Origin of the sequence: Candidatus Avelusimicrobium alvi, assembly GCF_958451995.1 — a bacterium.
In the GTDB taxonomy this organism is placed as follows: Bacteria; Elusimicrobiota; Elusimicrobia; order Elusimicrobiales; family Elusimicrobiaceae; genus Avelusimicrobium; species Avelusimicrobium alvi.
Map to the genome: position 1 here is coordinate 22,444 of NZ_CAUDSG010000003.1, position 15,351 is coordinate 37,794.

The following is a 15,351-nucleotide window of genomic DNA, read 5'->3' on the forward strand; positions in this document are numbered from 1 at the left end:
GCGCCGCCGGCCTGTCCGGCCTTCAGCTCGGCTTCGTGCGTTTTCATCCACTTTTTCATCTGGCGGATGCTTTTAAAGTCCACACCGTCTTTTTCCATGCGCTTGGCAATATCAATAAAGCGTTTTTTGATGGCCGGGTCTTTGAGCTTCCCTTTAATCATCGCGGGGAGCGAATCAATTTCCCGCTCAATGCGCTCTTCAATAGACTCTTTTTTGGAGGGTTTCCCGTCCGCGGGCTGCGCGGCGGCGTCCTCTTCTTGTTTTTTCTTAAACGGATTCCACATACAGTTACAGCTCCTTGATTATTCGGAAATAAGTTTTTCTACAAAATTTTTGATGATTTCCGCTTTTTCAAAATAATGTTTCTCGCGCGGAACGACCAGGCGGTTGGGGTGTTTTTCCCAGATTTTTAAAATTTTATCGTCAATGTCAAACGCCTGCTGGAGGTTCTCCGTGCGGACATTGGTGGCCTGGTAAAAATCTTTCTCGGGCGGCGGAGAAAGGTGGATGACCGCGTCGTAGCGCGCCAGCTCCGCGTCCAGCGAACTTTTCATGGACGTAAAGAAATTGTCCGCGCCGTACGGCCAGTATACCGCGCCGTCAATGGATCCGCGGTCGCACACCATCACTTTGGCGTCAGAGGTGGCTTCGGCCAGCTGTTCCAGCTGGTGCACGGTATAAAAAATAATGTTTTGGGCGTGCTCAATATGCACGGGGCTGTTGTCTTTACGCGGGAAACCGCCGCTGTAAATCAGCGTGGCCGCTTCCTGCACGAGCGCGATTTTGTTGCCGAAGGTCTCTTTCAAAATGGAAAGGGCCGTGGTTTTTCCGCCGCTGGGGCCGCCGGTTAAAACGATTTTTTTCATAAGTTATCCTTTAATGATTTTTTCTACAAAATTCTTAATCACTTCCGCTTTTTCCAGGAAGTGCTCCGTACCGCCCACCACCAGCCGGCGGGGGTGTTTATCCCAAATTTGCAGGATTTTGCGGTCAATTTCAAAAGCTTTTTCCAGGCTTTCGGTACGTACGTGCGTGGATTGGTAAAACGCGGGATTGGCGGGCGGAGAAAGATGGAGCACCGCGTCGTAGCGGGCCAGCTCCGCGTCCAGCGTCGTATTCATGCGCGCAAAAAAATCTTCCACGCCGCCGGGCCAGTAGACGGCTGCGTCCACGGTGCCGCGGTCGCACACGATTAACTGCGCGTCCGAAGACCGCTCGGCCAGGCTTTCCATTTCCCGCGTGGCCACAAAAATAATCTGCTGCGCGGCTTCAATATGGGGGCGGCTGTTGTCCTGCCGCGGAAACCCGCCGCTGAAAATCATCGTAGCGGCTTCGCGCACCAGTTCCACCTGCGGGCCAAAGGTCTCTTTCAGCACCGAAAGAGCGGTGGTTTTGCCGCTGTTCGGGCCGCCGGTAAGAGCTATTTTCTTATGCTTCATGCTTTTTCCTCCGGCACGGCCGGTTTTTCTGAGACCGCTTTGCCGGCCGCGTCCAATTCTTTTAAGTATAACACTTTTAACTCTTCAAATTCTTTCCGCTTGTCTTTCGGCACGTCGCGCACGGCGGAATTGCGGTTTTTCATTTTTAAGAAATCCACAAACTTGTTCTTTTCTTTAATACGGAAATCCAAATGCGGGCCGGTGGAAAGCCCGGTGCTGCCCACGTAACCCACCGTTTGGCCCTGTTTTACCTTGGCCCCGGATTTTACGCCTTTGCCAAAGCTTTTTAAATGGCCGTACATCGTGGTGTATCCGTTGGCGTGGCGCAGTTCCACAAAATTGCCAAAGCCGCCTTTGCGGCCGGCGAATTTCACCGTTCCGTCCGCCACGGCCTGCACGGGCGTGCCGGTGGGGGCAGCATAGTCAATGCCTAAATGCGGGCGGCGGATTTTTAAAATGGGGTGCATTCTGCCGTACGAAAAACGCGATGAAATGCGGTAATTGCGAAAGCTGATAGGCGATTTTAAGAACATCTTTTTGCTCATTTTGCCCGTTTCATCGTAAAAATCGTCCTCAAAATAGAAAGCGTAGGTCGTGCTTCCGTTTTCGGCGCCTTTGTACGAGGCGGCCAGCAGGTCCTGGCTGGTAATTTCGCCCGAGGCGGTGTAATTTTCTTCCCACAGGGCGGTGTATTCGTCGCCGTTGCGGGTGTCGGTATTAAAATCCACGGTCCAGGAAAACGCATCCGTAAAATCCAGGATAAGCGGCACCTGAAGCCCCTTAGCAAGCATAGAATTAAACAGCGAACCCTGCACTTTGCCGGCGGCGGTTTTAATGCGCGTTTTAATCTCCACGTCGCTCACTCCGGCCACCAGCGCACCGTCCACATTGGCTACATAATAGCGTTTAAAACCCTGCGTCAGCAATAAAAGAATAAAGCGGTTGTCGGAATCAACGGAGATAGAATACGTGTCGCGCTTTTGGAGTTTGCGCGTATCGGCCACGGAACCCAGCTTGCCCACGATTTGGGCCACTTCCTGGTTGGAAAGACCCGCTTCCTGCAAGGCGACGTAAATCGGTTTGTCTTTAACGGTGTACTCCACCACGGGAATTTCGCGCTCCCGCAAATTTTCGCGTTCCATTTCATCTTTGACGCGCGAAATATGCAGGGCGGCAAAAGTGGAAACGGCGATCACGCACAGCGTGAGCACGTAAAACAGGATATCGTGATAACGCCGGTAATGGCGGCGGAAAAACGCTACAAGTTTTGCTTTCATAGGCATAGGGAGGGGCGGCCCGTAAGGCCGCCCCTTTCTGCTTGCTTGTTATTTTTGGTCTTTCAAGAACGAGCACAGCGCGATGGCGTTGAGCTTTACCTTCGGGTCATCGGCGCGGGAAGGCAGGATGACCGGAATGGTGGGCCCCACCAGAACGGCGGCGGCTTCCATCCGGTCGCCAAAGAAGGTAAGGGCTTTATAGAGCGGGTTGGCCGCATCCAGGTCCGGCAGCATCAGAATGTCGGCGTCGCCGGCCACGGTCTTGCCCGTGATGCCTTTTTCGGCGGCTTTTTCCGGCGAGAGGGAGATGTACAAATCGTACGGCCCTTCCACCGTGCAGCCCGTGATTTTGCCTTCGGCGTTCATCTGCGCCAGGGCGGCGGCGTCCACCGTGGACGGAATCTTTTCGTTCACTTTTTCTACCGGGCACACGCAGGCCACTTTCGGGTTTTCCAGCCCCAGCTTGTGCATGGTGTTCACGGCGTTTTGGATGATTTTCGCTTTCTGTTCCAGGGTCGGCGCGATGACGACGGCGGAATCGGTAACGGCGAACGGTTTTTTATATTTGGGCGTGCTGAACAATACAAAGTGCGACAAAAGCGCGCCTTCCGGCACCAAGTGGGCTTCTTTATTCAAAATCGCTTTCATATAATACTTGGTGTCCACAAGGCCTTTAATCAAAAAGTCGCCTTTTCCGGCCAGAATTTGATCAACCGCCAACTTGCACATGGTGGAAACGTCTTCGCAGTCAATAAATTCAAATTTGCTCTCATCCAGCCCCACCCGGGCCACAATTTCTTTTACGGCGGCGACGGGGCCGATCAAAATCCCGTGGGAAATAAGACCGTTCTCATCGGCCATCTTAATGGCTTCCAGGGCTTCTTTGTTGTTGGCGCCCGGCACGACTACTCTGTTTGATTTTCCTTTTACCTGGTCAATCAAATCAGCAAAGCTTTTGAATTTCATACGTTTAATTCTCCTTGGGGTAATAATATAAATCAGCTGTACTGTTTTACGATTTTAGGGTTGTCCAGCGCGCGGCGCGCGGCTTCGCGCAATGCGTCTTTTTCTTCGCTGCCCGGGAACACGTACACCGGCGCAATCCAGCTCACGTAGCGGCTGAGCTGCTGCGGGATGGTTTTGCTGTACATCAGCCCGCCCGTAAGCGCGATAAAATCCACCTTTCCTTCCAGCACCACGGCCATGGAGCCGATGTACTTGGCAATCTGGTAAATCATCGCGTTTTCGGCCAGTTCGGCCTCTTCGCGGGTGCAGTGGATGAGGGAGCCGGGGCGTTTTTTCCCGGTGCGGATAAATTCTTCCAAATCTTTCACGTCGGACGTGCCCGTATAGGCCACCAGGCCGCCCTTGCCGCGCAGTTTAAGGCGCATATCGCGCTGGGTGTATTTGCCCGAAAAGCACATCTGCACCAGCCCGGAATTGGGCGTGCCGCCGCTTCTTTGCGGGGTCATCGGGCCGTCGCCCTCGTAGCCGTTGTTTACGTCCACCACTTTTCCCCGGCGGTGCGCGCCGACGGTAATCCCCCCGCCGCCGTGGCAGACGATGCAGTTCATCTCTTCATACGGTTTGCCGAGTTTTTCGGCAATCAAACGGGCCACGCGTTTTTGGCTTAAAGCGTGAAAAATGGAAATACGCGGATTTTCGGGCATACCCGAATAGCGCGCGACGGGCTGGAGCTCGTCCACCACCACCGGGTTGGCGATAAAGCTGGGGCAGCCCGCATACTGGGCCACTTCGCGGGCTAAAATACCGCCGAGGTTGCTGGCGTGTATGCCGCCGTAGCGGCCGGTTTCCAAATCGCTGACCATCTGGTCGTTTACGGCGTAAACGCCGCCTTCCAGCGCGCGGATAAAACCGCCGCGGCCGATGACCGCGTCAATTTCTTTCAGCGGCACTTTATGGTCCAGCAGGTAATCCAGGATGAGTTTGCGGCGCAGCGGAAGCTGTTCGGTAACGTTTTTGCCGTCGTAGGGCTCCAAATCGGTCAGGGAATAGCGCACAGTTACTTCAAAAACGGGTTTATCCCCCCGGTAGTAGCCGATGTCGTCCGAAGTTGAGCCCGGGTTAATGACCAGGATGTTGTAATCCATAATGCCCCCTTTGTCGCATTACCTATATTTTAACAAAATATCCGGCCTTTGGCCGGACGATTTACGGCAGTTTGGACGCCAATTTATCGGCCAGTTTTTTTAAGAAAAAGAGCTGTTCCCTGGCAAGCCCCTGGCGCGTAAGCATCCGGCGCAGGAGCGCCTTGCGCTGGGAGGAGGAGAAATCGGTCTTAAACTCCGCTTTTTCAAACAAAACGTCGGCCGACGCGATAAACAGTTCCTTTTGCGCGTCCGTCGGCGCGTCCGGCTCCTCCCCGGGCCGGCGCAGGGCGGTAAAACCGGGCCGGCGGGAAAGCTCGTAACAGGTTAAAATCACGGCCTGCGCCAGATTAATGGACGGCTGTTTGGCGGCGGTCGGGATATTAAGCACGGCGTCGCACCGTTCAATGTCCGCGCCCGAAAGGCCGCTTTTTTCGTTGCCGAACACCAAAGCGGTGCGCCCGGCGGGATTTTGCTCCAGCCGTTCGTTTAACTGGGGCAGCGGGATGATTTCCTGCTTGATTTCGCGGTTTTTAAGGGCGGTGGAGGCCAGGGAAAAATGCACGTCGGCCAGGGCTTCGTCCAAATCCGCGCATTTGCGGGCGTTTTGCAAAATGTCCGCCGCGCCCACCGCGCTGACGGCTTCGCGCCAGACGGGCGGGTACGGGTCCACCACGCGCAAATCGGACAGGCCGAAATTGCCCATGGCGCGCGCGCAGGCGCCGATGTTGTTCGGGTCGCGCGGGCGGACCAGGACAATGCAAAAATCACTCATCGGTGCAGGGCCTCTCCAATGGATTCGGCAAACGTCGGATGGGCGAAAATCACTTCTTTTAACTGCTCCGCCGTCATCTGTGCGGCCAGCGCCACGCCGACTACGTGAATCAGCTCCGCCGCGTTGGCCCCGGCAAATACGGCCCCGACCAGCCGGCCCGTCTGCGCGTCGCTTAACAGCTCGTAATAGCCTTCGGTCTGGTCCTGCGCCACGGCACGGCCGTTAGCCAGGAGAAACGCCTTGTGGCTTTTAACCGTCAGCCCCTGCGCTTCGGCCTGCTGGCGGGTCAGCCCGGCGGAAGCGATTTCCGGCGTGGTGTAAATGGCGCGCGGCACCGCATTGTTGTGATATACGGCGGGAACACCGCATAAATTGGAAGCGGCCACCTCGCCCTGGCGGCTGGCGGCGTGGGCCAGCTGGAACAAACCGTTCACGTCCCCCACCGCATAGATATTGTCTTTTAACTGCAAGGTTTCGGGGTTGACCTGCACGCCGCGGCGCGTCCATTCCACGCCGATATTTTCCATTTTTAAAGCGGTTAAATCCACGCTGCGGCCAATAGCGGCCAGCACCGCGTCCGACGTGATTTTCCGTCCGTCCGAAAGCGTAAGCGTAAACACGCCGTTTTCTTCCACCGCGTCCTGCGCGCTTAAACCGGTGTAGAATTTTACGCCGCGTTTGGCAAGCGCCTGCGCCAGCGCGCGGGCGGCGCCTTCGTCTTCCAGCGGCAGGATGCGCGGCTGCATTTCCACCACGCTTACCGCCACGCCAAGAGCGCTCATCAAGTCCGCAAACTCGCAGCCGATCACGCCCCCGCCCACGATGGTAAGCGTTTTGGGGAGGGAGGGAATGGCAAAAATAGTGGAATTGTCGTAAATTTTATCTTTGATTTTATCAAAAGGCGGCGGGAAAAACGCTTCGCTCCCGGCGGCCAGAATCACGCCGTCCGCTTCCAGCTTTTGCTCTTCCCCGGAAGGCAGGCGGACTGAAACCGTGTGCGCGTTGTCAAACGAAGCTTCCCCCGTCAGCACGTCCACGCCCGCTTTTTTCAGCAGAAACCCAATCCCCTGCGTCAGCTTGCGCGTGGCGGCCTGCTGGCGGGCCTGGATTTTCCCCCAGTCGCGCAGGGCGAACAGCCGGTCCGCCGCGTCCTGCGCGCCGTCCGCGCACAGCGAAGAAATGGTTTGAACGGTATGAAAACGGTGTGCCGCGTCCAACAGCGACTTGGAGGGAATACACCCGCAGTTTAAACACACGCCCCCCACTTTGTTCTTTTCCACCAAGGTTACTTTGGCCCCCAGCGAAGCGGCCTTTAAAGCGGCCGGATAGCCCCCCGGGCCCCCGCCGATTACAACGATATTTTTCATAGCGCCCCCTATTAGCCTTACGGCGTTTTGATTATACCTATTGTAGCATTAAAAACGGTATAATAAAAAACAGGAAACCCTATGCCAAACAACAGTAAGCCGTCTTATATCGGACACCGTGAACGCATCCGTGAAAAATTCGCATCGGCGGGGCTGGACTCGTTTCTGGACCACGAAACGCTGGAACTGCTGCTGACGTACGCCGTTGCGCGAAAAGACACCAAACCGATTGCCTGGGCTCTTTTAAAGAAATTCGGTTCGCTGGCCGCCGTGCTTGACGCCGACCCAGCCCAATTAACCAACGTGCCCGGCGTGGGACAGAACACCGCCCAGTTTTTAAAACTCATCCGCGCCGTGTTTAAAAAGTACTCGTTTGACGAAGTAAAAGAACGCGTAACCATCCGCACGCCCCAGCAGGTGCTGAATTACTGCAAAGCGTCTTTGGCGGGCAGGAAAGAAGAATGTTTGGAAGTCATCTACCTTTCGGTGCGAAACACCGTTATGAGCACGCAGGTGGTGGCGTCCGGCCTGATTGACCGGGTGGCCGTATCCCCGCGCAAGATTGTGGAATGCGCGCTGGCGGCCAAGGCTTCGGCCATTATTTTAGTTCACAACCATCCGTCCGGGGACGCGACTCCCTCCCAGGAAGACATCAACCTTACGCAAAGCGTAATCCGGGCGGCGGAGCTGTTTGGTATTTCGGTGCACGACCACATCATCATCGGCAAAGGCGCGCATTACAGCTTAAAAGCCAACGGGAAAATATAATGAATCTTTTAAAAGAGGTATTAAAATATCAAGTTTATCCGGCCATGGGCTGTACGGAGCCGGTATCGGTCGCCCTGTGCGCGGCCCACGCCGCCAAGGAACTGGGCGAAGAAGCGGCCAGAGCCGATTTTAAGCTGGACGCCGGCACCTACAAAAACGGGATGGGCGTACGCATCCCCAATACGGACGGCGAAAAAGGCAACCTGCTGGCCGGAGCCATGGGCATGCTGCTGGCCAAGCCGGAACTGAATATGGAAATTCTGGGCGCGGCGGACAAAGAAGTGCTGGCCAAAGCCAAAGAAATCATCCGTCAGCACCGCGTAACCATGGAAGTGGCCCCCGGCGCGCACGGCTTTTATATTGAAGCCGCACTGACGGGCGTAAGCGGCAAAACGGCCAAATGCGTGATTGCCGGCAGCCATACCGAAGTGGCGTTTTTATCCTGCGGTACAGACGTAAAAGTGGATAAAACGCCGCAAAAAGCAAACTGCGCCCAAAAAGCGCACGATTTTAAAAACGCCCTCAAAAACGCCACCTTGCAGGACCTGCTGGACGCGGCCGACCAGGCCGACGACGAAGACCTGGCGTACATCAAAAAAGGCGTGGATATGAACTTAAAAGCCGCCGAAATGGGCCAGGCTTTGCAAAAAGTGGGCTTTTACATCAAAGAGCTCGTCCGCAAACGCCTGCTGCAAATGGATTTGATTTCTTCCACCAAAATTTTAACCGCCTGCGCCGCCGACGCGCGTATGGACGGCCAGGCCGTGCCCGTAATGGCCAGCGGCGAATCGGGCAACCAGGGCGTAGTAACCATTTTAGTGCCGTGGAAAGTGGGCAAAGAAATGGAAGTGGACGAAAAAACGATTTTAAAAAGCATCGCGCTTTCGCACCTGTTAAACGGCTACGTAAAAGTGTTTACCGGCGAACTCGCGCCCATCTGCGGCTGCGCCATCGCCGCGGGCGTAGGCGCGACGGCGGCCATCGTCTACCAACAGCGCGGCAAATGCGTGCCCGCCGTTACGCTGGCGATTAACAACATTATAAGCGACATCGGCGGTATGCTCTGCGACGGAGCCAAAAGCGGCTGCGCGCTGAAAGTGGTCAGCTCCACGGACGCGGCCATCCGCGCCGCTTATATGGCCGTGCACGATTACGGCATTACCGAAGTGGAAGGATTTGTGGGCAAAACCGCCGAAGAAACCATCCAAAACCTGGGCAGTATTTCCACCGTGGGCATGAGCCGGGTGGACCCGATGATTGTGGACATTATGCAGGAAAAATGCAACGGCTAAAACGGAATAAAACCCGATTCTAAAAAACCCGGCATCCGGCCGGGTTTTTTCATTCAAATTCACCATATCCCCTGTTATTCCCGGGCGAAGGTATACGCCAGCACTTTTTTCGCGCCCGCCTGTTTTAACGCTTCCGCACAGCCTTCCAGCGTGGCGCCGGTGGTGGCTACGTCGTCTATCAACAGGATGGTTTTGCACTTTACAGCCGCCCGGTTATTACAGGAAAAAGCTCCGGCCATATTAAGGAGCCTGCCCCTGCGGCCCAGCGTAGTCTGGCTGACGGTGTCGCGCACGCGCGAAAGCGAAACGGTGTCCGCCGTCAGGCCCACTTTCGGGCCGAACGCTTTTGCCAGCAGTTCGCTTTGGTTGTAACCGCGCCTGCGGTTCTTTTTGGGATAGAGCGGCACCGGAATAACCAGCTCCGCGTCCGCCAGTTCGGGATATTTTTTAAAACGCTCCGCCATCAGCCCGCCCATATACCCGGCCAGGTAGTCGGCCCGGGCGTATTTTAACGCGTGCACCAATGCGCGCGAAGAGGTATTAAACACAAAAGCCGAACGAATCACCCGGCATTTGTATTCCCGTTCCTTGCTTCCCCGGCAGGCGTAGCAGTGCGCACCGCCGGATTTTAATACCGCGCCGCAGCGTTTGCACACCAGCGGGCCCGGGGCCGCCAAAGCCGCCGCGCATGCCGGGCACAAGGGCTCCTCGGCGCGCCACGCCAAATCTTTCCCGCAGCCAAAACAGGTGCGCGGAAACCAAAAATGCAGAAAGAGTTTAAAAGGCGCTTTCCAAAAAGTGTTCATACGCGTTTAGAACTGTATGGTTATGTTGGCCGCCGCGTTATAGGCGGTGTAGTCTTCGGTTTTTACGTAGGCGTGGTTTAAGATGGTAAATCCGCCGCCCAGCGTAAAGCGCAGGTTTTGGGACATTTCATAATCCAAAGACGTGCTGAAATCAAACATTTTATAGTTGTCTTTCACTTCCACGGGGGAGCGTTTGTCCTTATACGTGAAGGTGGTGTTCCAAATCACGCGGTTGGTGGCATTGTACATTTTATTGATAAACGGCAGTTTAAACCCGCGCGGGATGTTAAAGTCCCACCGCAGGTTCAAGCTGGGGGTGGTTTCGGTGGTGCTTTCGCTGATTTGGCCGGCCACCAGCCATTTATCGTGCGAGGAGTAGAGCAGTTTGGGCGTGACGCGCATGGAACCGATGTAGAAAGAAGTTTGGGCGGAAATGTTGTTGTCGCGCACGGTTTCCAAACTGGTGCCGACGCGCAGGTCCGTCTTGTCGGACTCTTTGCGGGTGTAGTTAAGCACCGTGTCAAAATAGTTAAACAGCATAAAGCGCAAGTCTCCGCCGTACTGCGTGGTGTATTGCTCGTCCGTGCCTTTATTGGTTTGTTCCACCCAGCTGTAACGCAGTTTTAAGTTGGAAGAATTAAACCATTTGCCGCCGTAGAAAAACTTTTCCAAATCCGAGATGGAAAACGTCATATCCGGCAGGGTTAAGCTGGTGGAATCGTACTCGGTGCCGGTCTGGTCGTTGGTTTGGAGCGTTTTGGTAAAGTTGTTAATCAGCGAAATGGTTTTTAACGGCGCGGCGGCTCCGCCCAGGTTGTACTGCGACAGGGGACTCCAGCGCTGGGTGGAGGTGAATGTGTCGCGCAGAATAAGGCTTTTGCGGTAGCCGTATTCGCCCACGTCTTTTAAAGAACTGCGAATCCAGAGCGCTTTGCGCGAATCAAAATCGCTGTCCACATCCGCCCACGAGTCCGCGTCCTGAATGCGGTAGCTGGACGAAATGACAAACGTATTTAACAATTTGCTTTTGGGGAAAAATTCGTTGCCGTTGAGCGTAAGCGACACGCCGCCGTCCGCGTTGCGGTTGACGGTTTTCACCTCGCCCACGCCCACGTCTATCTGTTTGCCGGCGGCGGAAATCGTTTTGGCCGTAAGGTTGTTGTTTTCCACCGTGCTGATGTTGTAGCTGACCGAAGGCGCCAGCCATTTGGCGATTTTCCACGTGCTGTTAAAGCCCGTGTTTTGCGTCATGGCCTTGGGGTAGCTGTAATCTTTCTGCTCGGTTTGGGCGTACTGGGTGCGGTCTTCCTTGCTTTTGCTTAGGTTATAGCTGGGCGTAAAGTTAAAATTGTTATTGGGCTGGTACGTCACCTTCATATTCATTTTTTGGGTATTTTCGTCGGTATTGTAATAGTTGGCGGATTCCAGATGTTTGTCGCGCTCGTAATCAATGGACGAATCCGTGATGTGGTATCCGGCGGAAATGTTTTTAAACGAACCCGCGGAGTGGGACAGCGTCGCGCCGTATGTGCGCGCGTTGTCCTTGCGTTTCATCGCATCGTAATCCACGCTGTCCACCGTGTACTCCAGGCCGATTTTGGGCAGATTTTCTTTAATAAAGTCCCCGCGCACCACGGCGGTTTGCCGGTCCACCTTGCCTTTGTCCAGCAGGCTGACGGTGTTGTAGTCCGTACTGTCGGTAACCATCGGGGTTACGGTGCTGGAGCGCGTGAGGTTGGCCTGCATCGGAAATTCTTTGATTTTATCCACTTTTAAAAAGTATTCTTCTTCCGTAACTTCCTGATTTTTGGATACGGCCAGCGGCGTTTCAAAATTGCTGTCCTGGTATTTGTATTTTGCGCCCGCGCTGCCCCATTCGTCCAGGCGGACCACCACGTCGCCCTTGTAGGCCGTGCCGTCCAACGTAATGGCCTCGGCCAAATGGATGACGTTTAACCACACTTCGCCCTTGCTGCCCGTCGTGCCGTCCTGGCGCTGCACGCCGGTGAGCATTAAGCTTACTTCGCGGAAATTCATAATTCCCCCGGTGGTGCGGTGGCGCACCACGCGCACATTGTACGACGAGTCGGACGCGTCTTCAAACGCATCGGCCACGCCGTCCCCGTTCGTGTCCACCATTTTAAGCGAAATCAGCCGCCACCCGCGGAAGTTCGTGGGCACGATGACTTTGTCAAAATTGCTTTCGGTGCCGACTTTGAGGAAAAACTCCGTTCCGTCCTGGTCCAGCGCGCGGCCCGTGCCCTGCTCCACCGCCCCGTGCAGCAGAAAGCGGAACTCGCGGTGCTGGGTAAAGTCCATACTTCTAAAGTTGCGGTTGGCGTAGCGTTCGCCGGCGGGAGAATCTTCCGGTGCGTCGTCGGACACGGCGGGCAGGCCGTCCGTATTGAATTTAATGTTGAGCGACTGGTCCAGCGCGTTGGTGGAGCCGGTGGATTTTTTATAATTTTCAATGGAGCCGTAGAGATAATTGAACACGGTCAGCCCGTCGCCCGTCCGGTCCGAAAAAATAGGTTCGTAGTCCGTATTGTCCACATTGTTAATGCCGGAGACGGAAAACACGTCCGGGTCCGTTTCGTTCTGCGTGTTCCAGGCCGTACCCGACAGAGACACGTTGGCGATTTTAATCTGCCCTTTCAGCTTCTGGCCTTTTTTAAGGGTGATGCGCAGGTGGCGCACGGCCGTCCACTGCGCTTTTTCCGCGGTGGACAGCAAAAGCGGCATGGTGTACGTCTGCCACGAAGTGTTGCTGGCCGTATTGTTGACCAGCCCGTTAATGGACGCACCCGCAAAACCGAAGTTGCCCTGAAGCGGGATATCTTCCGGGTCAAACTTGCCGTTGCCGTTTAAATCCTGCGAGTCAATGCGTCCGTTGGGCTGGGATTCCGGGTTAAACACGTTGTTTACAAACGGATTGTACCGTTCTTCCGTCCCGTCCGGGTTGGTAAACAGCCAGCCGATGTCTTCATTCGGGGCCAGGCTGCTGCGGCAGTAAACGTCTTCGGTTTTCGGCACGCCGGTGCCGCACTGGGTGTCCATGCCGGTGCCGCTGTCGGAGTATTCGGAAATATTACCGAACGTAAAGTTTACCTGCGGGCCGCCTTCTTCGCCCAGCATGGTCAGTTCAAAAGACGTTTTGTCCGACAGGTCCATCCCGCTCTGGCTTAACGGATAGACGATGGAAACTTCGTCGCGGCCGTCAAAATCAACCCCTTTGGTAAAGTCGTAATTTAAAATCAGCACTTGCTGTTTGTCGTTGTAGTTGGCGATGGAGTGCGGGTTGATTTCCAGGGACGGCAAGTCCTGCGTGTCCCAATGGATGGAGTCCAAAAACGACGGCAGGCCGCTGGGGTTGGAAGCGATAATCCAGTCTTTAAATACGCGCGAACCGGCCACCTGCTCGTTGGTTTCGTTCATACTGTCCACCATCGCGTAGCCGAACAGGTTCTGCTTTTTTTGGCTTTTGGCCACTTCCGCGCTGAAATCAACGGACAGCGGATCGGCCAGTTTAATGTCTTTACCGTTGATGTCCGCCCCGTACACCAGCAAATCTTTGGAATAGCTGCCCACCTGCGGCACGGTGGAGGGTTTATCTCCCCCTTCTTTCAGCACCGTGGCCCCCATCACGATTTTATCAAACAGCTTATAGTCCAGCCGGCCGCCCATAACGGAATTGTTGGAGCTGGAGCCGGTGGTGGTGTCGTAGGTAATGTCAATGACGGAATTTTCGGTAATTTCATCGCCTTTATAGAAGGTGATGAAGCCGGAGGTGTAGTCAATGTAATAGTCGTTGTTGCGCGTCAGGGTGCGGCCGTTTAATTTTACGGTTTCGGACTGGAGTACGATGTCCGACTCAATAAAATACGTTTTTACGGTGGATTCGTACTGGATTTTAAACGTCAGGTTGCGCGCGGACGTAGGCGTCGCGCCGTAGAGGCCGGTGTCGTTGATGCGGTACGTCATATCAAAAATACCGGTGTCAAAATCCACGTTAATGTAGCTCGGGTACTGGTAATACTGGCTGGAAACGGCCTGGCCGTTGGCGTCCTGCAATTGCAAAATAAAATTGCCTTTGCCGTTGTCCTGCGTGATTTTCTGCGCGCCGATGTTGTAATACGTTTTGAGCTCCAGCTTGTTGGCGGTTTCGGTCGCCAGGCCCGCGCCGGAGACGACGGATTTGTCGTTTTCCGTCTTGATGAGTTTAATGGTGCCGGGCGTGCCCATGGCGTTGCTTAACTGGTTGCCGCGCGTGTCGCGGTAGTCCACGGCCAGCACGCTCTCGGCCGTGATGGTGCGCTTAAAGGTAATGATGCCGCTGGCGTAATCCACCGTATAGTCCACGCCGCGCGTCAACAGCTGCCATTTGGCCTGGTAATCGCCGCCGCCCAATACGTCGGTGGCCGTTTTGTCCACGGGTACATAGTCGGACGAGGTGGTGTTGCTGTCCAAATAAATTTCTTCCGTACCCGGGGAAATACTGCCCATCTGCATGGTCCAGTCGCTAAAAGCGGTGCGGTCAACCGGGTAGCGGATATTGCCCTGGTCGTCAATATACGGGCGGATGTTGCCGCCGAACGTCAAATCGTAATACGTGCGGCGAATGTAAGAAGTGTCCGCCAGCGACACGATTTCCGACACGCTGCTCCCCACAAACTGCTTCTGCTTGCTGGAACCTTTGGTCTGCGAGCCGATTAAATACAGGTTGGCGTTCTGGTGCTGTAAGTGCATTTTGGCGCCGAACAGCTGTTTTTGGTAAGCGATAAATTCCGTTTCGGGCAGCGACAGGTTGATATCGCCGAATTCCGCCAGCTGCACCAGTTCGCCCGGTTTGCCGCGGTACGCCACGGAGATGGTTTTTTCCTCTTCGCGCTGGTCGTCGTAGTCAATATCCACAAATACGCGTTCCAGGATTTTACCCTGCATTTTAAGCTGCATTTCCTGCTGCATCTCAAAACTGCTGTCATTGCGCTCTTCCACGCTGTTGTTGTCGTCTTCTTTATATTTTTTGGCGGCCATTTTAAAGCCCAGCACATAACGGCCCGTCAAAGCGATGCTGGTGCCGTAGAGAGGCAGCGACAGGGTGGGGTTTAACAAAGTTAAATCGGGAATGGGCTCCGGCCCTTTGTCCAGCTTATAAGAGCCTTCCACCGCCGTTACGGCCTGACGCCAAAACTCATTGGTGTATTTAAGCAGGTCCGCGTCGTCCGGCGGGTCTTCCAGGGCGAGTTCTTCCTCCTGCCGGGCGGCCTGGTCTTCTGCAAAAATGGCGTACTGGTCCTTATCCACCAGGCTGTACGGCAGCGTTTCGGCGCCGGCCGGGGGGGCGGCGACGAACTGGAGGATGAGCAAAAGGGCGACCGGGAGCCGCAGTATTTTCATAGGGGGAAAAAATACCTCATTATTCCATTCTATAATATTTGCCTATTTTATATCGGTATTAATCCGGTTTTTGCATAAAAAAGAGGCCCTTTTTAAGAGCCCCTTTTAAAAATTCCGTTCCG

General features: G+C 54.9%; 11 protein-coding genes. 2 read left to right on the plus strand and 9 right to left on the minus strand.

The genetic code is table 11. The annotated features are described in order from the left end of the window. Positions 1 to 302 precede the first annotated feature (302 nt). The 7 genes from ACQY36_RS01315 to lpdA all read right to left on the minus strand — a co-directional run bounded on the left by ACQY36_RS01315 (position 303) and on the right by lpdA (position 6,966). A complete protein-coding gene (locus ACQY36_RS01315) occupies positions 303 to 866 on the minus strand; it encodes an ATP/GTP-binding protein (RefSeq protein ID WP_428056261.1) in 564 nt (187 codons plus the stop codon). A gap of 3 nt (positions 867 to 869) precedes the next feature. Next, positions 870 to 1,439: an ATP/GTP-binding protein gene (locus ACQY36_RS01320; protein WP_428056259.1), complete on the minus strand. Its 570-nt coding sequence runs from the start codon at positions 1,437 to 1,439 to the stop codon at positions 870 to 872. Continuing rightward, the gene (locus tag ACQY36_RS01325) at positions 1,436 to 2,716 is read right to left on the minus strand and encodes a peptidoglycan DD-metalloendopeptidase family protein (protein ID WP_428077406.1); all 1,281 of its coding nucleotides are present in this window, start codon (positions 2,714 to 2,716) and stop codon (positions 1,436 to 1,438) included. The genes ACQY36_RS01320 and ACQY36_RS01325 overlap by 4 nt, the downstream gene beginning before the upstream one ends. 48 nt (positions 2,717 to 2,764) lie before the next feature. Next, positions 2,765 to 3,682, minus strand: a complete 918-nt coding sequence (locus ACQY36_RS01330; protein ID WP_428077407.1) for a phosphate acyltransferase — start codon at positions 3,680 to 3,682, stop codon at positions 2,765 to 2,767. A gap of 32 nt (positions 3,683 to 3,714) precedes the next feature. Next, positions 3,715 to 4,827 carry a butyrate kinase gene (gene buk / locus ACQY36_RS01335; protein ID WP_428077408.1) on the minus strand — a complete coding sequence of 371 codons (1,113 nt, stop codon included), beginning with the start codon at positions 4,825 to 4,827 and terminating at the stop codon, positions 3,715 to 3,717. A gap of 61 nt (positions 4,828 to 4,888) precedes the next feature. Then, on the minus strand, positions 4,889 to 5,599 hold the full coding sequence (locus ACQY36_RS01340) for an RNA methyltransferase (protein ID WP_428077409.1): 711 nt from the start codon (positions 5,597 to 5,599) through the stop codon (positions 4,889 to 4,891). Beyond that, on the minus strand, positions 5,596 to 6,966 hold the full coding sequence (gene lpdA / locus ACQY36_RS01345; RefSeq protein ID WP_428077410.1) for a dihydrolipoyl dehydrogenase: 1,371 nt from the start codon (positions 6,964 to 6,966) through the stop codon (positions 5,596 to 5,598). Before lpdA ends, ACQY36_RS01340 begins: the two co-directional genes overlap by 4 nt. Before the next feature lie 81 nt (positions 6,967 to 7,047). Here lpdA and radC point away from each other — a divergent pair, with 81 nt between their 5' ends. Next, positions 7,048 to 7,734 (plus strand): RadC family protein, encoded by a 687-nt coding sequence (gene radC, locus ACQY36_RS01350; protein ID WP_428077411.1) that lies wholly within the window; start codon positions 7,048 to 7,050, stop codon positions 7,732 to 7,734. After that, entirely contained in the window at positions 7,734 to 9,026 is a 1,293-nt protein-coding gene (locus ACQY36_RS01355; RefSeq protein ID WP_428071474.1) for a serine dehydratase subunit alpha family protein, read from the plus strand. The genes radC and ACQY36_RS01355 overlap by 1 nt, the downstream gene beginning before the upstream one ends. A gap of 74 nt (positions 9,027 to 9,100) precedes the next feature. Here ACQY36_RS01355 and ACQY36_RS01360 read toward each other — a convergent pair whose 3' ends face one another. Both ACQY36_RS01360 and ACQY36_RS01365 read right to left on the minus strand, forming a co-directional pair. Further along, positions 9,101 to 9,832, minus strand: a complete 732-nt coding sequence (locus ACQY36_RS01360) for a ComF family protein (RefSeq protein ID WP_428077412.1) — start codon at positions 9,830 to 9,832, stop codon at positions 9,101 to 9,103. A 6-nt stretch (positions 9,833 to 9,838) separates the two neighbouring features. Continuing rightward, positions 9,839 to 15,229 (minus strand): hypothetical protein, encoded by a 5,391-nt coding sequence (locus ACQY36_RS01365; protein WP_428077413.1) that lies wholly within the window; start codon positions 15,227 to 15,229, stop codon positions 9,839 to 9,841. Between the last annotated feature and the right edge of the window lie 122 nt (positions 15,230 to 15,351).